General features: G+C 69.6%; 12 protein-coding genes and 1 tRNA gene. 9 read left to right on the forward strand and 4 right to left on the reverse strand.

The features are described 5' to 3' along the window. Positions 1 to 3 precede the first annotated feature (3 nt). Both ACT3S3_RS05085 and putP read right to left on the reverse strand, forming a co-directional pair. Positions 4 to 675 carry an HNH endonuclease family protein gene (locus ACT3S3_RS05085; protein ID WP_444626385.1) on the reverse strand — a complete coding sequence of 224 codons (672 nt, stop codon included), beginning with the start codon at positions 673 to 675 and terminating at the stop codon, positions 4 to 6. A 90-nt stretch (positions 676 to 765) separates the two neighbouring features. Then, positions 766 to 2,406 (reverse strand): sodium/proline symporter PutP, encoded by a 1,641-nt coding sequence (gene putP / locus ACT3S3_RS05090; RefSeq protein ID WP_444626387.1) that lies wholly within the window; start codon positions 2,404 to 2,406, stop codon positions 766 to 768. Between the two features lie 241 nt (positions 2,407 to 2,647). On the opposite strand from putP, the gene ACT3S3_RS05095 reads away from it, so the two are divergent. The 4 genes from ACT3S3_RS05095 to ACT3S3_RS05110 are packed head-to-tail and all read left to right on the forward strand — an operon-like array spanning position 2,648 to position 11,050. Then, positions 2,648 to 5,821, forward strand: a complete 3,174-nt coding sequence (locus ACT3S3_RS05095) for a DEAD/DEAH box helicase (RefSeq protein WP_301441820.1) — start codon at positions 2,648 to 2,650, stop codon at positions 5,819 to 5,821. Further along, entirely contained in the window at positions 5,814 to 7,016 is a 1,203-nt protein-coding gene (locus ACT3S3_RS05100; RefSeq protein WP_301441821.1) for an SWIM zinc finger family protein, read from the forward strand. The genes ACT3S3_RS05095 and ACT3S3_RS05100 overlap by 8 nt, the downstream gene beginning before the upstream one ends. Beyond that, entirely contained in the window at positions 7,009 to 8,304 is a 1,296-nt protein-coding gene (locus tag ACT3S3_RS05105) for a metallophosphoesterase family protein (protein ID WP_444626389.1), read from the forward strand. The genes ACT3S3_RS05100 and ACT3S3_RS05105 overlap by 8 nt, the downstream gene beginning before the upstream one ends. A gap of 10 nt (positions 8,305 to 8,314) precedes the next feature. Next, a complete protein-coding gene (locus ACT3S3_RS05110) occupies positions 8,315 to 11,050 on the forward strand; it encodes an AAA family ATPase (protein ID WP_301441823.1) in 2,736 nt (911 codons plus the stop codon). 53 nt (positions 11,051 to 11,103) lie between these two features. Here the strand turns inward: ACT3S3_RS05110 and ACT3S3_RS05115 are convergent. After that, a tRNA-Arg gene (locus tag ACT3S3_RS05115) sits at positions 11,104 to 11,176 on the reverse strand. Between the two features lie 100 nt (positions 11,177 to 11,276). On the opposite strand from ACT3S3_RS05115, the gene argS reads away from it, so the two are divergent. From argS to thrB, 5 genes are all read left to right on the forward strand, one after another. Further along, complete coding sequence (argS, locus tag ACT3S3_RS05120; RefSeq protein WP_301441824.1) at positions 11,277 to 12,953, forward strand: arginine--tRNA ligase; 1,677 nt, start codon at positions 11,277 to 11,279, stop codon at positions 12,951 to 12,953. 9 nt (positions 12,954 to 12,962) lie between these two features. Continuing rightward, positions 12,963 to 14,369, forward strand: coding sequence for a diaminopimelate decarboxylase (gene lysA / locus ACT3S3_RS05125; protein WP_441579675.1), 1,407 nt, complete (start codon positions 12,963 to 12,965; stop codon positions 14,367 to 14,369). A 67-nt stretch (positions 14,370 to 14,436) separates the two neighbouring features. After that, positions 14,437 to 15,759 (forward strand): homoserine dehydrogenase, encoded by a 1,323-nt coding sequence (locus ACT3S3_RS05130; RefSeq protein WP_441579674.1) that lies wholly within the window; start codon positions 14,437 to 14,439, stop codon positions 15,757 to 15,759. After that, a complete protein-coding gene (thrC, locus tag ACT3S3_RS05135) occupies positions 15,759 to 16,841 on the forward strand; it encodes a threonine synthase (protein WP_301441827.1) in 1,083 nt (360 codons plus the stop codon). The genes ACT3S3_RS05130 and thrC overlap by 1 nt, the downstream gene beginning before the upstream one ends. Further along, positions 16,838 to 17,779: a homoserine kinase gene (gene thrB, locus ACT3S3_RS05140; protein WP_301441828.1), complete on the forward strand. Its 942-nt coding sequence runs from the start codon at positions 16,838 to 16,840 to the stop codon at positions 17,777 to 17,779. The genes thrC and thrB overlap by 4 nt, the downstream gene beginning before the upstream one ends. A gap of 13 nt (positions 17,780 to 17,792) precedes the next feature. Here the strand turns inward: thrB and ACT3S3_RS05145 are convergent, their stop codons facing one another. Next, complete coding sequence (locus ACT3S3_RS05145) at positions 17,793 to 19,610, reverse strand: long-chain fatty-acid--CoA ligase (protein WP_301441834.1); 1,818 nt, start codon at positions 19,608 to 19,610, stop codon at positions 17,793 to 17,795. Positions 19,611 to 19,730: the final 120 nt, after the last annotated feature.

Raw genomic sequence — 19,730 nt, forward strand, 5'->3', positions numbered from 1 at the left:
CGGTCACAGACCGCACACCCGTCGTGCCGCGTCCGCGTCCGCGGCACTGACGGTGAGCCGGTAGGTCAGGCTCACCACGAGATAGCGCGCGGCATAGGCACAGCCGGCTCCCGAGAGGGAGCCGGCTTTCGCCGTCTGCGGGAGCCATTCACCCAGCGTCCCGTCACTCTTGGCCTGGTTCGCCGCGCCGGAGACCGCCAACAGGTTGACCTCCCGGTCGTTGGCGAAGGCCACGCGCGTCGAGCGCTCCCACCCCCACGCGCCGTGGTCCCACGCCGCGGAGAGGGGGACCACGTGGTCGATCTCCACGTCCCCCGGGCTCAGCGGTCCACCGGTGTACACGTCGGTGGTCTCGCCCGTCGCGACGGGGCAGGAGCCGGGCGTACCGGGGGAGTGGTCGGCGAAGGCGTCCAACAGGACGAGGTGCCGGGTGCTGCACCCCACCCCGTCGCCGTACTGCTGCGACCACCCGCCGAAGTGCTCGCGCGAGTAGCCGAGCACGTGGACGCGGCGCGGGACGGTGCGCAGTTCGTCCAGCGCCGCCGTCACCGACGCGCGGTCGGCGGACGCCGGGGCGTCCTGCGCCCGTCCGGAGGGGGTCAGCACGCAGGCGGCCAGCAGGGCGCCGGCGACGAACAACGGCGGGAACGACGAAACCGGCCGGGGGAGTCTCATGGTGAAGAGAGACTCCCCCGACCGGTCCGGAGGTTCCCGTCCGGGGCAGATCCGCGCGGGGCGCGGGTCAGTGCCCGGGGTGGATCACTGCTAGAGCTTGCCCTCGGCAGACTCTGCCTCGACCTTGGCACGGGCGGCCTCGAGGTCGGCGTCGCCGTTGTCGACGGTGAGCTGGGCGAAGCGCAGGGCCTCGTCGAACTCGTCGGTGATCTCCTTGGAGGGGGCCTTGGTGGCCAGGGTGACGGTGACCATCAGGATGACGTTCAGCGCCACGCCCGGGATCATCTCGTACAGGCCGAAGGGCTTGTCCATGACACCGAACTGCGGCAGGCCACCCCAGATGAAGGCGACGAGCGCGCCGGCGATCATGCCGGCAGCCGCACCCTGGGCGTTGAGTCGACGCCAGTACAGCGAGGCGACGATGACCGGGCCGAAGGCCGCACCGAAGCCGGCCCAGGCGAACTCCACCAGGCCGAGGATCGCGGAATCCGGATCCAGGGCGATGAGCGCGGCGATGATCGCCACGATGACGACCATCGCACGCGACAGGTTCTTCAGCAGCGTGTCCGAGGCGTTCTTGTTGATCATGCCCGCGTAGATGTCCTCCACCAGTGCGGAGGCGACCACGAGCAGCTGCGAGGAGACCGTGGACATGATCGCGGCCAGCACGGCTGTGAGGATCAGGCCGGCGACCAGCGGGTGGAAGAGCACCTTGGCCATGTCCAGGAAGGTGGTCTCGTAGTTCGCCGTGTCGGAGAACATGGCCTCCGGGGTCTGGGCGAAGAAGACCGGGGCGGTCATGACGATGAACACCGCGCCGATGAGGCACAGGAACATCCAGCTGACGCCCCAGCGACGGCCGGCGACGGCGTCGGACGGCTTACGCATGGCCATGAAGCGAACCACGATGTGGGGCTGGCCGAAGTAGCCGAGGCCCCAGGCGAGGTTCGAGATGATGATGATGAACGCGGCCCAGGTGGTCGTGTCGTTGAACTGGAACAGGTTGTAGAAGTTCGAGTTCGCCGCGACGGCGTTCACTGCGCCGTCGGCCATCGACCCGTAGTCGTTGTCGAGCTGGTAGGTGAAGATGTCCCCCGGGTTGTCCAGGGAGATGATCGCGAAGACGGGCACCAGGATCAGCGCCAGGAACATCATCGAGCCCTGGACCACGTCGGTGTAGGACACCGCGAGGAAGCCGCCGACGAAGGTGTACACCACGGTGACGGCACCGATGATGGCCAGGCCGGTGAGGTAGTCGCCGTCGAAGCTGGACTGGAAGTAACGTCCGCCGGCGACCATGCCGGAGGACACGTAGAAGACGAAGAAAACCAGGATGATGATGCCGGCGACCACACGCAGCGTGTGGCTGTGGTCGCGCAGGCGGTTCTCGAAGAACGACGGCACGGTGATCGAGTTGTTCGACACCTCGGTGTAGCTACGCAGCCGGGGTGCGACCAGCTTCCAGTTCAGCCAGCAACCGATCAGCAGCCCGACGCCCATCCAGATCTCGGAGAAACCTGACATGAACAGTGCGCCGGGCAGACCCATCAGCAGCCAGCCGGACATGTCGGACGCGCCGGCGGACAGTGCGGCGACGAACGGGTGGAGGCCGCGGCCTCCGACCATGTAGTCCTCGTACTTGTCTGTCTTGGTGAAACTCCAGACTCCGATGCCGAGCATCACAGCCAGATAGATCACCATGGCGATAATGAACCAGGTTTGTTCACTCACCGTTGGCCTCCTCAGTAGGTGGTAGCGGTTGATCGTTCAGAATTAGCAGGCGCCACCCCACTACGTGGGGAGGCGACACCCCATCAGGGTTCCATGTCCGCACCGTGATATCCAGCCGGACAGCCAAAAAACCCGAATGTTCCCCCCAGGATTCTGCCAGGATCACGCTGGTATGCCCGTTGTTCGACCGTTCGGGTGCGCGCGTGGTTTCCATGTCCGTGCCCCGTGGTACACAAGGGGAGTGACTGACTACCAGGTTCATCTCCTCTGGCTCAACGGCCAGGGCCTCCACGTCTGGGCGGAACGTGTCGAGGGGCATGCCGCCGTCGTCGACGCGTCCGAGATCGCCGAGGGCGCCCTGCCGGACCGGCTGCGCACGTTGATGACGGCACGCCCGTTGCGCCGCCGGGAACCGGTGCAGGTGGCGACGCCGAAGGGTAAGGTGCTGGCGCTCGACCTGCCCACCCAGGGCTACACGCCCGACCAGGCGCTGGAGGTGCTCGGCGAGTTGTCGCGCCACGTGCGTTCGGCGGGCTCGGACGAGGGGCTGAGCCCGGAGTCACTGTGGTTCATCCGCCTCTACGAGCTCCTCCTGGAGGCGGTCCACGCCGGCCGGGTGATGATGAAGATGCAGTTCGCCGACGGCCGGTGGTTCCCCACCTGGTGTCTGTCCACCAGCGGCGACCACAACCGCGTGGTGCGCGAGTTCCAGGCCGGTGCACCGGCTGTGCTCACCCTCAACGGGGGGCCGGACGTGCTGCTGCGTGCCGCCGACGAACTGGTGCACTGGATGTGCGTGCGGCTGTTGCAGGACCGCATGGAACTGGTCGGAGGACTTCCGGAGAACCACTTCATCCACTCGTTGGTCACCGGGGAGGCCGACAAGCGGGCCAACTCGGCGGTCGCCGAGCTGTTGAACGGCTGGCGTGCCTCGGCCCGCGCGGCGTCCACCCGGCTGGTGCTGTCCCTGGAGGAACCGGACAGTCTCGCCGGCGCGGTGACCCCCGGGCACAACCGGGTGGCGGGCAAGGAGGCCGGGCCGTGTTGGCGCGTGGAGGTCAGGTTGTCGGTGGATGACGGGCCTGCCCAACCGATCAAGGCAGCCGAGGCCACCGGGTCGGTGCGTCAGTCCCTGCGCACCGGGCTCGACCAGGCCTACCGGGCGTGGCCGCAGCTGCGAGAGTACACCTCGGCCGCGGAGGCGTGGCTGCGCACGAAGCTGTGGTTCCCGCCGTCGGAGTCGCTGACCGGGCGACCGGAGAAGGACCGCGTGGTCTACCTCGCGCTGGACATCTCCCAGGTGGAGACCCTGCTGGGAGAGGGCGTCCAGGCGCTGTCCTCCAGCGGCATCGAGGTCCTCGTGCCGCGGGCGTGGTCGCGGGTGCGACCGGACGTGCGGGTCAAGGTCACCCCTGTCGGTCAGGGGCCGGGCTCGGGGAAGATGGGCCTGGACCAGGTCCTGTCGTTCGACTGGTCGATCGCGGTCGACGGGGAGGAGCTCAGCGCCGAGACGATGGAGGAGCTGATGACCAGCGCCTCGTCGATGGTGGAGATTCACGGGCGCTACGTCCGGCTCGACACCAACTCCCTCAACGCCGCGCGCAACTACTTCGCCAGGCTGCGGGACGCGGCGGCGGAGGCGGCGGACGCAGCGTCCGGCGACGGGTCGGACGGTGCGCAGCTCACCCTCGTCGACCTCGTCGACGCGGAGCTGGACTCCCTGTCCGAGGGTGGCCCGGGGATGGAGGAGATCACGGTCGACGCGGAAGGCTGGCTCGACCGGCTCGTTCGTTCCTTCTTCCCGAACCCGTGGAAGGACGAGGGGCGTCCCGCCCTGGCCCCGCCGGAGATCGTCGAGGTCCCCGCCATGGTGCAGTCGACGCTGCGTGACCACCAGCGCCGTGGCCTGAACTGGTTGGTGTGGATGTTCCGGCACCGCATCGGCGCCATCCTCGCCGACGACATGGGGCTGGGCAAGACCCTGCAGGTCCTGAGCCTGCTGGCGTGGGAGCGTGAGGCGGGCGAGGTCGAGGGGCCGACGTTGGTCATCGCGCCCACCTCGGTGCTCGACACCTGGCGTTCGGAGGTGGATCGCCATGTCCCGGGGCTGTCGGTGCTGGTCGACCACGGTTCCCGGAAGGTCGCCGAGAAGGACTTCGTGGAGCGCGCCACGTCCAACGACATCGTGCTCACGACCTACGGCACCGTGGCCCGTAACCCCGCGCGCTACGGCCGGCTCACCTGGGGCCGGGTCGTCGCCGATGAGGCGCAGAACATCAAGAACCCCGGTACCGCGCAGAGTCGGGCGGTGGGCCTGATCCCCGCCGGCCACCGGCTGGCGTTGACCGGTACCCCGGTGGAGAACCGCCTGGCGGAGCTGCATTCGATCCTCAACTTCTGCAACCCGGGGATCCTGGGCAGCGCCCAGGCCTTCCAGAACCGGTTGGCGATGCCGGCGGAGAAGGGGGAGAACGACGACAGCCGCGACCAGTTGCGCAGGCTCGTGGAACCCTTCATCCTGCGCCGGGTCAAGGACGACGAGTCGGTGGGGCTGAACCTCCCGGACAAGCACGAGGTCATCGACCAGGTGCCGCTGACCGAGGAGCAGGCGGCGCTCTACGAGGCGTACACCTCGAGCCTGGAGCGTCGGATCGCCGAGGCGAAGGGCAAGGGTCGCAGCGGGATCATCCTCGGCGCCCTGGTGCGCATCAAGCAGATCTGCAACCACCCGGCGCACTTCACCGGCGACGGGTCCGGGCTGATGAAGAACGGACGGCACCGGTCGAAGAAGGTCGAGCGACTCTTCGAGATCGTGGAGGAGGCACTCGCCAGTGGCCGCAAGGTGCTGGTGTTCACCCAGTTCCCGTCCTTCGGGGCGATGCTCGCTCCGGAACTGCAGCGCAACTTCGGTGAGCTCGCCGACGGTGGTGTCCCGGTGCTGCACGGCGGACTCAGCCGTGGTGAGCGCACGAGGATGGTCGACGGCTTCCAGTCCGACGACGGGCCGAAGGTGATGATCCTGTCGACACGGGCCGGAGGGACCGGCATCACGCTGACCCACGCCAGCGTGGTGGTGCACATCGACCGGTGGTGGAACCCGGCGGTCGAGGACCAGGCCACCGACCGGGCCTACCGGATCGGGCAGGGACGCGAGGTGACCGTCCACAAGCTGGTCTCCGTGGGTACCCTGGACGAACGCATCAACGACATCCTGAGTTCGAAACGTGAGCTGGCGGGAGACATCGTCACCACGGGTGAGGGGTGGATCGCGAAGCTGGACGACGGCGACCTCGCCGAGCTCTGGATGCTCAGGCGCTCCACCGTGGACAGGACGTCCGCCGGCAGCGACAGGGCGGAGCCCGCCACCCGCGGACGCGCCGGTGAGAGGGAAGGGAACGGGGATAACGATGAGTAACCGCTGGGACGAACGTCGCAAGGCCAGGGAGAGGATCGGCATCCCCCAGCCCGAGTGGGGCGACAACGTGGTGTCCGCGGACTTCAGCCGCGGTCGTGGCGCCACGAAGAAGCCGGGACGCGCCCGCCAGCCCGACCCCACGTCACCGGTGCAGCCGGACGGTTCGGACGGCGCGGGCGGCGCGGGCGGCAAACGGGCTCGGCGTGGTACGGGCGCCGAGGAACCCCGGAGTGCCAGGGAGGGGTGGGCCGCCGAGGAGATCATGCGTACCGCCACCGCGCAGGCCGACTCCTCGCGGCTGTCGCGTGGGCGGACCTACTTCCGCGGCGGCCACGCGACCCGGATGGAGTACGAACTCGGGCGGGTCGACGCCCTGGTCAGCGGTACCCAGCTGGAACCTTTCGAGGTGCAGATCCGGTGGCGTCCGCTGACGCGCCGGCAGGTCGACTTCGTCATCGGCGAGTGCAGCGACCAGCCCGACAACGTCCGTCGGCTGCTGGCGGGCATGCGTCCGACGGCGTCTGTGGCCAGTGTGCTGTTCGGCGTCGAGCACTACATGGACTCGTTCTGCACCTGCCCGGACCTCGCGGAGTTCTGCAAGCACCGGGTCTGCGTGGCCTACGCGCTCGCCGAGAGGTTCTCCAAGGACCCCGCGGAGTTCCTCGCATGGCGCGGAGTCGACGTGGAGGAGCTGCTTGCTGCGACCGGAGGCGCGGTCAGCCCCCCGACGGGCTGGTCGGACGAGGACACGGGGAAGGCAGACGGCTCCGGGGACGCCGGGGCGTCCGGGTGGGCTGGGTGCAACGGCAACGGCAACGGCACCGCCAGCGGCAGCGGGGAAGATCATGCAGCCGACGGCTCCGACGGGTCGCAGGAGGACACGACGACCTACACACCGACGGAGTTCTGGGGCGACCCGGAGGCCCTCCCGTCCTGGGGCCCGCTGGAGATGGAGTTCGGCCTCGAGCTGGGGGACACACAGGCCAGGGACCGTGCCCTGCGCAAGTTCAGCTGGAACAACGCCGACCAGCTCCGCGTGCTCGACACGCTGACCCGGTGCTATGAGGCGCTCACCGCCCTGGACGACCCCAGCGAGCCCTACGGGCAGGACGGTCCGCGCGGAGCCGGGGGCAAGGTGTTCGAACGCGAGCCGTGGATGTCCGGGCCGGATGATAGAAGTGGTGACCATGACTGAGACAGCGGCGTTACCCGTGGGCCTGCCCCCTCTGCCGGAGGACGGCGTGTTCCGGTTCATGCACACCTCCGACTGGCAGCTGGGCATGGACCGTTGGTTCCTCGGCGACGAGGCGGGGCCCCGGTACCGGGAGGCACGTCTGGCCGCGGTGGAGCGGCTGCTCGTCACCGCCGGTGAGCGTGGCTGCGCCGCCGTGGTCGTGGCCGGTGACGTCTTCGACGACAACCTCGTCGACCCGGTCACGTGGCGCCGGGCCGTGGACATCCTGCGGCGCAGCCCGGTCCCGGTGTTCCTGCTGCCGGGTAACCACGACCCCTACGACGCAGCCAGTGTCTACCGGTCCCGGGAGTTCGACGACCTCGCGCCGACCGTGCAGGTCCTCACTGACAGCCGGCCGCGTACCGTCGCCCGGGGTGAGGAAGAGGTGGACGGTGCGGTGCCTGCCGAGATCCTCGGCGCGCCTCTGTTGTCGAAGTACATGAGCGCCGACCCGGTGGCCTCCGCGCTGTCCGGGTCGGGCGCTGGAATCAGCTCCGCCGGTACCGGCGATGATGCGGAGGCCGGGGGGCTGGAGCAGAAGCAGCCGGGCGCGGTGCGCATCCTCGTGGGGCACGGCGCGACCCAGTCGCGGACCTCCGGCGGCGACCCGGCGGTCATCGACGTCGACGCCGCCGCAGCGGCCTGCCGTGACGGGGTCATCGACTTCCTCGCCCTGGGCGACACCCATTCGGTGGGGTGCCTGCACCAGGACGGGACCGTCTGGTACTCCGGCAGCCCCGAGGTCACCGACTTCCGTGAGGAGGACGGCGGCGGTGAAGGCCGCTCGGGCCACGCCCTGATCGTGGACATCACCCCGGTAGCCGGCCGGCCCGCGTCCACCGTGGGGGTCGAGGATATCCGCACCGGGCGCTGGCGGTTCCAGGCGTTGTCGGCCCAGATCAACGGTCCACAGGACGTCGAGGAGTGGATCGGCCGACTCGAGGAGATGCAGGAGAAACGCACCACCGTGGTGAAGTACGCGCTGACCGGCACCGTCGACCTGGCGACCGCGGCGGTGCTGGACCAGGAGATGGAACGGATGCGTCCGGCGTTCGCCGCACTGTACGAACGGCAACGGCTGATGGACCTGCACGTCGTCCCGGGCGACCAGGAGCTGGTGGGCGCGGACTGGCCGGGGGTCGTCGGAGTGGCGGCGAGACACCTCGCCGACCGCGGTGCCCACGAGGACGAGACCGCCCAGGACGCGCTTCGCCTGCTCTACCGGCTCAGCGCACAGAAGGGGAGCTAGGAACAAGACGATGCTGAAAATCAGGTCACTGACCCTGTCGCATGTGGCGGGGGTCGAGCACGCCCACGTGGAGTTCCCGGACAACGGGGTGCTCGTGGTCCACGGGCCCAACGAGGTGGGCAAGTCCACCCTGTTGCGCGCGATCCGGCTGCTGCTCGACGACACGCCCACCAGCTCACGCAAGCGGGAGGTCAAGGCGCTCAAGGACGTCGGCGTCGACGAGCCGACCACGATCAGTGCGCAGATGCTCGTCGGGGACATGGAACTGCACCTCACCAAGGCCTACAACAAGGGCACCGGACGGTGTGAACTGCAGGTCAGCTCGCCGCGCGCGGAGAGCCTCACCGGACGTGAGGCCTCCGACCGCTTCGCCGAGATCCTGCGTGGCGAGGTCGACACCGACCTGCTGGACGCCCTCACGGTGGAGCAGGGGGCGAGTCTCGACCAGCTGGCCGCCGCCGGCCTCGGACCGCTGGAACGGGCGCTGGCCGAGGAGACCGGGGTCGACGACCCCGCCGCGGGGGACCAGGGCGACATCGGTGCGGCATCGACCCTGGTCGACCGTATCGCCGCCGAACGGGCCCGCTACTTCACCCCGGGTGGCAGGGCGTCGAAGGAGCTCAAGGCGGCCGACGATGAACTGGCGGTGGCCGAGGACGAGCACCGCACCGCCGAGTACGCCTACGACCAGGCGCAGAAGCTGATCACCGACCTCGAACGCCTGCGTGCCGAGAAGGACGAGGTCACCCGCCAGGAGCCGAAGGCACGTGCCGAGGCGCAATCGACCGCCGCAGACCTGGAGAAGGGCCGTGAGCGCCAGCGCAGGATCGACGAGCACACCCTTGTGGTGACCAGGGCGAAGCAGGCACTGGAACTGGCGGAGCAGCGACTCCAGGTGCGTGAGGACCGGGTGGCCGAACTGACCGAGGCGACCACGGTCCGGGATGCCGCCGCCACGGCCGTCACCGCCGCGACGGAGGCCGCCGACGGGGAACGCCACCGCGAGGCGCAGCTGCGCGAAACACTGGCGCAACTGCGACGCCGTGCCCGCACCCTCTCCGCCTACGGCAGGTACCTCGACGCCAGGGAGCGCCGGGCGGCGGTGGCACAGACCCGCCAGGTACTCGCCGAACAACAGGAGAAGGCGGAGGAGGTCTCCCGGAAGATCGAGGAGACCCGGCGGCAACTCGCCGAGAACCCCGTCACACCGGAGCTGGAGTCGAAGATCCGGCAGGTCGAGGCCGAGCACCACCGGGCCCTCGGTGTCCGTGATGCCTCGGCGACACTCGTCGAGGTCAGCGGGCCGGCGGGGACACACTTCCGCGTGGACGGCGGCGACCACGAACTCGCCGAGGTTCCCGAGAGCCTGCGGGTCACCTCCCCGCGGGCACTGGAGTTCGGCGACGTCACCGTCAGCGTCACCCCGGCCCGGGGCAAGGACGGGCAGCTCGAGAGCGGTGACCTCGACGCCGAGGTCGAGAGGACGCAGACGTCCCTTCGCGCCGCCCTCACCGAGGCAGGGGTCTCCACGATCGAGGACGTGGCGGGGCAGGCAGAGGCCAGGCGTGTGCTCCAGGAGTCGCTCGGGGAACTGCGCATCACCCTGAGCCAGGCCACCGGCGGACTGTCCTTGGACGAGCACCGCCAGAAGATCGAGGAGAACGACCGGGACCACCGCGCCGCCGACACCGCGGCCACCGCCGCCCACGACCTCATCGCCGAGGAGGATCCCGACGGCGAGGTCGAGCTCCCCGACGAGGCCGGTTCCGCGACGTCCGCCCCCTCTGCGACCTCCGGCACCGGTGAGGTGACCCGGCAGGTCGACGAGGCTGAGGCGCAGGCGGAGAAGACCAGGGAGGACCTCGACACCCTGGCACGCACCGGGGCCGTCGCCGTGCTGAACAGCAGGGTGGAGGAACGTGACCGCGCCGACGCCCGGGTGGGCACCATCGCCACGGCCCTGGAGAACATGCGCGCCGACGTCGACGACGACCACCTGCGACAGCAGGTGAGCGGTGCCAGCCAGGACGTTGCCACGGCACAGGGGGAGTTGGACGCCCTGCTCGCAGAGACCGACCACAGCGCCGGCGACCTCGACACGCTCGAAGGGCTCGCCGAGGGTGCCCAGTCACGGGTGAAGCGACTGCGTGACCGCGCCGACCGCATCGGCCACGAGATCTCCGGGGCCAACGGTGCGCTCGGTGAACACAGCGGTGTCGCCGAACGCATGGAGGCGGCCACCTCCCGGCTGCAACGCGCCCGTCGTACCCGGGAACGCGTCCACCGCCAGGCCCAGGCCGCCGACGCACTCCACCAGGCGGTGCAGGCCGCCCGTGACGATGCGCGACGTCGCTACGAGGCGCCCTACCGGGCCTCCGTGGAGAAGCTCGCCCGCACCCTCTACGGCCGGGCGGTCACCATCGAGTTCGACGAGGACCTGCGCATCTCGCGCCGGGTGCTGGACTCCACCGCACTCGACGCCGCGCAGCTGTCCGGCGGCGCCAGGGAACAGCTGTCGATCCTGTCCCGCCTCGCCGTCGCCGACATCGTGGGCAAGGGGGAGGGCGTGCCGGTGGTCATCGACGACGCCCTCGGTTTCGCCGACTCCGCGCGGGTGCAGCGGATGAACGTGGTGCTGTCACAGCTCGGCAGGACCAACCAGATCATCGTGCTCACCTGCGACCCCGCACGGTTCGACGGCGTCCCCGGGGCCACGGTGACCTCCATGGCGCAGCTGCAGGGCTGACATCGAGAAGCGGCCCGACCACCATCGACGATGGTGATCGGGCCGCATCAGTGTGCCCCCGAGACGATTCGAACGTCCGACCGCTGGTACCGGAAACCAGTGCTCTATCCCCTGAGCTACGGAGGCAATGCGGTCACTATAGCACCGCGGATCCGTGCCACCGCAAAACCCCCGGACGGGACGCGATTCGCGGAGTCCAACCCCGGACTTGTTACTCTCGTGGGTTGTGACCCCAGCTGAACTCGCCTCCATCATTACCGAGACCACCCGCACCGTCCTGACGGAGCATGATCTCGACCCCGCCGTCGTGCCTGACCTGGCCACCGTCGAACGTCCCCGCAACCCGGAGCACGGCGACTACGCCACCAACATCGCGCTGCAGACAGCGAAGAAGGCCGGCACCAACCCCCGTGAACTCGGCACCTGGCTCGCCGAGGCACTCGGGAAGGTCGACGGGGTGGACGAGGCCTCCATCGCCGGCCCCGGTTTCATCAACATCCGGCTCGCCGCCGACGCCCAGGGCAAGCTCGTCGCCGACATCATCACCGCCGGCGACTCCTACGGCACCGGCGACGACTACGCCGAGCAGCGCATCAACCTCGAGTTCGTCTCCGCCAACCCCACCGGCCCCATCCACCTGGGCGGTACCCGCTGGGCGGCCGTCGGCGACTCCCTGGGCCGCATCCTCGCCGCCCGCGGTGCGGCGGTGACCCGCGAGTACTACTTCAACGACCACGGCACCCAGATCGACCGGTTCGCCCGGTCGCTGGTCGCCTCCGCGAAGAACGAGAAGGCCCCCGAGGACGGTTACGGCGGAGAGTACATCGCCGACATCGCCAACCAGGTCATCGAGGCCACCCCGGACTGGGCGGACAACGACGACGCCACCATCCAGGAGATCTTCCGCTCCCAGGGCGTGGAGCTGATGTTCGCGCACATCAAGCGCACCCTCGCCGAGTTCGGCACCGAGTTCGACGTGTACTTCCACGAGAACGCCCTGTTCGAGTCCGGTGCGGTGGACAAGGCCATCGCCACCCTGAAGGACAACGGCAACCTCTACGAGGCCGAGGGCGCCTGGTGGCTGCGGTCCTCCGAGTTCGGTGACGACAAGGACCGGGTGGTCATCAAGTCCGACGGCAACGCCGCCTACATCGCCGGCGACATCGCCTACATCGCCGACAAGATCGACCGCGGGCACAACCTGTGCATCTACATGCTCGGCGCCGACCACCACGGCTACATCGCCCGGCTCAAGGCCGCGGCCTCCGCCCTGGGCTACGACTCCGACCAGGTCGAGGTCCTCATCGGCCAGATGGTCAACCTCGTGCAGGACGGCAAGGCCGTGCGCATGTCCAAGCGCGCCGGCACCGTGATCACCCTCGACGACCTCGTCGAGGCGATCGGTGTGGACGCCGCCCGCTACGCGCTGATCCGCACGTCCGTGGACTCCTCGCTGGACATCGACATGAGCCTGTGGGCCAGCGAGACCAGCGACAACCCGGTCTACTACGTGCAGTACGGCCACGCGCGTCTGTGCTCGCTTCAGCGCAAGGCCGCCTCGTTGGGTGTGGAGATCCCCGAGGACCTCTCCACGCTGGACTTCTCACTGCTCGACCACGAACGCGAGGGTGACCTGATCCGTACGCTGGGCGAGTTCCCGGGTGTGGTCGCCACGGCCGCCGAGCTGCGTGAGCCGCACCGCATCGCCCGGTACGCCGAGCACCTCGCGGGCACCTTCCACCGCTTCTACGACTCGTGCCAGGTCCTGCCGAAGTCGGACGAGCCCAACGGCGCCGACACCGCCGCGATCTTCCTGGCCCGTCTGGCCCTGGCCGACGCCACCCGACGTGTACTCGCCAACGCCCTGGGCCTGCTCGGGGTTTCCGCACCGGAGAGGATGTGACCCGCCACCATGGATCCTGACGTCCACCTGCCCCAGATCCCGCTGCGTAAGCGCACCGAGACCCTCGAGGACTTCAACAAGATTCCCGCGCACGTCTTCCCGATGTCCTCGGGACGCACCGGTGAGGGCGAGCTGGTCATCGCCGGCAACCGCGTCACCGACCTCGCCGAGCGCCACGGCACGGCCCAGTTCGTGATGGACGAGGCCGACTTCCGCGCGCGCTGCCGTCGTCTCGCCGTCGCCTTCGGCGGTGGGGAACGGGTGCACTACGCGTCCAAGGCGTTCCTGTCGCGCACCGTGTGCCGCTGGATCGACGAGGAAGGCCTGGCGCTCGACGTGGCCAGCCACGGCGAGCTCGCCGTGGCCCTGGCCGCCGGTTTCCCGCCGGAGCGCATCACCGTGCACGGCAACAACAAGAACCGCGGGTTCATCACCGCCGCCGTGCGCGCCGGTGTGGAGCTCATCGTGATCGACTCGGTCATCGAGATCGAGCGTGTTGCCGAGATCGCCCGGCAGGAGGGACGTCGCCAGGACGTCCTGGTGCGGGTGAAGCCGGGCGTGCACGCCGACACCCACGAGTTCATCGCCACCAGCCACGAGGACCAGAAGTTCGGCTTCTCGCTGGCCTCCGGCTCGGCCGAGGACGCCTGCATGACCTGCCTGTCCACCGAGGGGCTGCGCCTGCGCGGGCTGCACTGCCACGTCGGCTCGCAGGTCTTCGACGCCGACGGTTTCGCCCTGGCCGCCGACCGCCTGCTGGGACTGTGGGTCCGCCTCGTCAGCGGCGAGTCCACGCACGACGCATCCGAGACCGAAGCGCTCGACGTGCTCGACCTCGGCGGCGGCTACGGCATCGCCTACACCCCCGACCAGGAGGCCCTCGACGTCGAGGCCGTCGCCGGCGACCTGCTCGAGCGGGTCGCGGCGAAGGCCGCGTCCTACGGGGTCGCCGCGCCGGTGGTCAACGTGGAGCCGGGCCGCGCGGTCGTCGGCCCCTCGACCGTCACGCTCTACCGGGTCGGCACCGTCAAGGACGTGCACACCTCCGACGACACCGTGCGCCGCTACATCTCCGTGGACGGTGGCATGAGCGACAACATCCGTCCCGCCCTCTACCAGGCGGAGTACGACTGCCGTCTGGCCAACCGGGAGGCGAGCGGCGAGCTGGTCGCCACCCGCGTGGTCGGCAGCCACTGCGAGTCCGGGGACATCCTGGTCAACGACACCCTCATGCCCGATGACATCGTCCCCGGCGACCTGCTCGCCATCCCGGCGACGGGGGCGTACTGCTACATGATGTCCTCGCGCTACAACATGATGACCCGGCCCCCGGTGGTCGTCGTCTCCGACGGGGAGTCCCGGGAGATGATCCGCCGGGAGACAGTGGAGGACGTCATGGCACTCGAGAATTTCTGATGGTTTATCATCAGGAAAACGAATCTTCACGCGGGGCAACCCCACACGACACAACAACGGGAGAGTAATGGCTGATCAGGCTGACAACAATGCCGCGCCCACCGTCGGCGTAGCGCTGCTGGGCATGGGTACCGTGGGTACCGAGGTGCTCCGCATCCTCGAGGACAACGCGGCGGACTTCACCGCACGCACCGGCGGCCCGATCGAGGTCCGCGGCATCGCGGTCTCCGACCTCTCCAAGCCGCGCCCGGGCGTGCCCTCCGAGCTGCTCACCGACGACGCCTTCGGCCTGGTCGGCCGTGACGACATCGACCTGGTCATCGAGGTCATCGGCGGCATCGACTACCCGCGCACCGTGGTGCTCGCCGCCCTGCGTGCCGGCAAGTCCGTGGTCACGGCGAACAAGGCGCTGGTCGCCGCACACGCCGACGAGCTCTCCGAGGCCGCCGACTCCTCCGGCGCCGACCTGTTCTTCGAGGCCGCCGTCGCCGCCGCCATCCCGGTGGTCGGCCCGCTGCGCCGCTCCCTGGCCGGTGACAAGGTCAACCAGGTCATGGGCATCGTCAACGGCACCACGAACTTCATCCTCGACGCGATGTACAGGCGCGGCGCGTCCTACGACGAGATGCTCGCCGAGGCCACCGCACTGGGCTACGCCGAGGCCGACCCCTCCGCCGACGTCGACGGCTACGACGCGGCGTCCAAGGCCGCCATCCTGGCGTCGCTGGCGTTCCACTCGCCGGTCAGCATCGACGACGTGCACGTCGAGGGCATCCGCTCGATCAGCGTCGACGACATCGCCGCCGCCAAGGCCGCCGACTGCACCATCAAGCTGCTGGGCATCTGCGAGCGCCTCGTCGACGACAACGGCGAGGAGTCGGTCTCCGCGCGCGTGTACCCCGCGCTGATCCCGCTGGACCACCCGCTGTCCAGCGTGAGCGAGTCCTTCAACGCCATCTTCGTCGTCGCCGAGTACGCAGGACGCCTCATGTTCTACGGCAACGGCGCCGGTGGCGCCCCCACCGCCTCCGCGGTGCTCGGCGACGTGGTCGCCGCCGCACGCAACATCGTGCACGGTGGACGTGCGCCCGGCATGTCCACCTACGCCAACCTGCCGGTCGGCGACTTCGGCTCGGTGCGCACCCGCTACCACGTGGACATGGTCGTCGAGGACCGTCCCGGGGTGCTGGCCGAGGTGTCCTCCACCTTCTCCGTGCAGGGCGTCTCGCTGAAGACCGTGCGCCAGGAGGAGGCCGGTGACGACGGGGCACGCCTGGTCGTCATCACCCACCACGCCGCCGAGAGCGACCTGGAGTCCACCGTGGACAACCTCAAGAACCTCGACGCCGTGAAGGCAGTCAACAGCGTGATCCGAATGGAAGGCAACTGATGACCGACAACCGCACCCCGGTGCTCCACCACTGGACCGGCCTGATCAACGAGTACCGCGACTGGATGCCCTTCGCCGCGGACTGGGAGCCGGTCACCCTCAACGAGGGTGGGACCCCGCTGATCCGGGCGAACCACATCTCCGAGGTCACCGGGTGCGACGTGTGGCTGAAGGTCGAGGGTGCCAACCCCACCGGTTCCTTCAAGGACCGCGGCATGACCGTGGCGGTCACCGACGCCGTGCACGCCGGCAAGAAGGTGCTGATGTGCGCCTCCACCGGCAACACCTCGGCCTCGGCCGCGGCCTACGCCGCACGTGCCGGCATCGCCTCCGCCGTGCTGATCCCCGAGGGCAAGATCGCCCAGGGCAAGCTGTCGCAGGCCGTGATGCACGGTGCGAAGATCATCCAGGTGCGCGGCAACTTCGACGACTGCCTCGAGCTCGTGCGCAAGACCACCACCGACTTCCCGGAGATCGCCCTGGTCAACTCGGTCAACCCGATGCGTATCGAGGGCCAGAAGACCGCCGCCTTCGAGATCGTCGACGCCCTGGGCGACGCACCCGACATCCACGCCCTGCCGGTCGGCAACGCCGGCAACATCACCGCCTACTGGAAGGGCTACTCGCAGTACGCCGAGGCAGGTCTGTCCACGAAGCGTCCGGTGATGCTCGGCGTGCAGGCCGCCGGTGCCGCACCCCTGGTCAGCGGTGAACCGGTGCTCGAGCCGGAGACCGTGGCCACCGCCATCCGTATCGGCAACCCGGCGTCCTGGCACCAGGCCGTCGCCGCCAAGGAGGAGTCCGGCGGATCCTTCCGCGCCGCCACCGACGAGAAGATCCTCGAGGCCTACCGCCTGATCGCCGCCCGTGAGGGCGTGTTCGTCGAGCCGGCGTCCGCCTCCTCGGTGGCCGGCCTGCTCGCCGCCCACGCCGAGGGCTCGATCGAGCCGGGCCAGCGCATCGTCTGCACCGTGACCGGTCACGGTCTGAAGGACCCGACGACCGCGCTCAGCGAGATGCCGGAGCCCACCCCGATCGACGTGGACACCAATGCCGTGGCAGAGGCACTGGAACTCGCATGACCGAGCGCACCCTTGCCGCCGGACGTCGGGTGACGGTCACGGTGCCGGCCTCCACGGCGAACCTCGGTCCGGGTTTCGACACCCTGGGCCTGGCCGTGGGCCTGTACGACACCGTCGAGGTGGAGTCCACCGACGCCGGCCTGGACATCTCCGTGCACGGGCAGGGTGAGGGGGAGGTCCCCCTCGACGAGCGTCACCTGGTGGTCCGCGCCCTGCGCTCGGGCCTGCGTGAGGCCGGTGTGGGCGTGGGCGGGCTGCGTATCGTCTGCCACAACAACATCCCGCATTCGCGCGGACTGGGCTCCTCGGCCGCCGCGGCGGTCGCCGGGGTCGCCGCCGCCAGCGCCCTGGCCGGCGGTGAGCACCCCACCGGTGCCCTGGACGACGACACGCTGATCCAGCTGTCCTCCGCGTTCGAGGGCCACCCGGACAACGCCGCGGCCTGCGTGCTCGGCGGGGGAGTGGTGTCCTGGACGAACATCCCCGTGGACGGGCGCAGCGCCCCGGAGTACCACGCCGTGGCCGTGCCGGTGCACCCGGACATCGCGGCGACCGCCCTGGTCCCGGACTTCCACGCCTCCACCGAGGCGGTGCGCCGCGTGCTGCCCAGCGACGTCTCGCACCAGGACGCACGCTTCAACGTGTCCCGGGCGGCACTGCTGCCCCTGGCGCTGAGCTCGCACCCCGATCTGCTGTGGGAGGCCACCCGCGACCGGCTGCACCAGCCGTACCGTGCGGAGGTGCTCCCCGTGACCACCGAGTGGGTCAACCGGCTGCGCAACCTGGGCTTCCCGGCGTTCCTGTCAGGGGCCGGCCCCACGGTGATGGTGCTGTCGACCACCCCGGTCGACCCCGCACTCCTCGACGAGGCCCGTGGCCGCGACATCGGCGTGCTGGAGACCGGTGTGGGACGCCGCGCCAGCGTCGAGGTCCACTAGCCTCTTACGACCTCTACTGCTCCTCCCCGGCGGGCTTCGGCTCGCCGGGGCCTCGCAGTTTGATCACGTCGAACTCGCCGTCGGTGAGGTGGGCGCGCAGGTCCTTCTTGTCGAACTTGCCGACGGAGGTCTTGTCGATGCGGTCGACGAACGTCCAGTACTCCGGTGCCATCCACCGCGGGACCTTCGTGGCCACCGCGGCCGCCAGTTCCTCGGCGGTCCCGCGTCCACGCTCCACCCCGGGGGTGGTCACCACGACGGCGAGGGGACGCTGCCCCCAGCGTTCGTCCGGCACACCGATGACCGCGGCCTCCGCGACCACGACGGACTCCATGACGATGTTCTCCAGGATCGCCGAGTAGATCCACTCCCCGCCGGAGCGGATGGTGTCGGTCTGGCGGTCGTGCACGGTGAGGTAGCCGTCGCGGGTGATCGTGCCGATGTCGCCGGTCCGTAACCACCCGTCGTCGGTGAAGCGTCCGGCCGCGTCGTCGTTGTCGTCGACGTCGGAGCCACGGAAGACGTGGGCGGCCCCACCCTCGGCGGAGGCGGGCGAGTGGTGGTAGTCCGTGGTCACCCAGTTGCCGCGCACCTGGATCTCGCCGCTGGAGCGGTCGTTGGCCTGCTGCGGGGTGCCGTCCTCGCCGACGACGCGGAACTCCATGCCGATGGGGAAGCGGCCCTGGCTGTCGCGGTAGCGCCGCCGGGCCTCACCGCCGACACCGACGGGTGTGCGGGCGACGGTGCCGACCGGGCCGGTCTCGGTCATGCCCCAGGAGTGGATCATGTCCACGCCGTACCGCTCCTCCCAGGCGTCGATCAAGGCTGGCGGGACTGGGGCGCCTCCCGAGATGATCTCCTGCAGGCTCATCTTCTCCGGCGGGGTGTGCTGGTAGTGGACCACCAGCTGCATCCACACGCTGGGCGCGCCGTGGGCCATGCGGGGCATGGCGTCGGCGATGACGTGCGCCAGGTGGGCGGGTCCGCCGGCGCCGCCGGGGAACACCAGGGGGGTGCCGGCCATGAACGCGGCGATGGGCACGCCCCAGCTCAACACGTGGAAGATCGGTACGGCGCACAGGAAACTGTGCCCGTTGCGGATCCCGAAGGAGTCGGGGGTGCGCAGGTTCATCGCGTGCAGCCACATCGACCGGTGCGAGTAGGCCACGCCCTTCGGCGCACCCGTGGTGCCGGTGGAGTACAGCAGTGCGGCGGGGGACGTCTCGTCGACGTTGGGCCAGTCGTAGCTGGTGGGGTAGCCGTCGAGGAGCTCCTCGTAGCCGAGGACGCGGATGCTGCCGCGTCCGGCGTCGGCGAGCAGGTCGGAGAGTTCCTTGCGCGCGGCGTCGCCGCCGGTGCCGGTGACGACGAGGGTGTGGACGTCGGGGCAGTCGGGCATCACGGGGACGAGGCGCCGGGACGACCGCGGCGAACAGATGATCACTTGGTCACCGGCGTGGTTGATGATGTGCACCAGCTGGTCGGCGACGAGGTTGGAGTTCAACGGCTGCAGCACCGCGCCCATGGAGGTCACCGCGAACAGGGACTCCAGGTGCTCGGTGATGTTCGGCATGAACGTGGCGACACGTTGGCCGGTCTCCACCCCGACGACGTCGGTCAGTGCGTGGGCCAGGGCCGCGGCGCGTCCACCGACCTGGGCGAAGGTGGTGTCCTCGGGGGAGTCCCCGTAGTAGGTGCGCACCGTCGTCGTGCCGTGGACGACGCGTCCGTACTCCAGCACGGAGGCCATTGTCAGGGGGTACTCGTGCATCGTCGACACGGTCAGTGGCGCGGTGCTGGGAGCCGGACCTGATCTGGTGCGTGCGTCCATGTGGTGGGTGGCGTCCATGACCTCAAGGATAGGGGACGCACCGTGCGTCCTGCCGGACGACCTCCGCGCCGGTGCGTGGATTAGCACCACCGGTGTGCCGGGGTGGTACCATCGTCGACG

It is taken from the genome of Corynebacterium sp. AOP40-4SA-5 (assembly GCF_052377355.1).
GTDB lineage: Bacteria > Actinomycetota > Actinomycetes > Mycobacteriales > Mycobacteriaceae > Corynebacterium.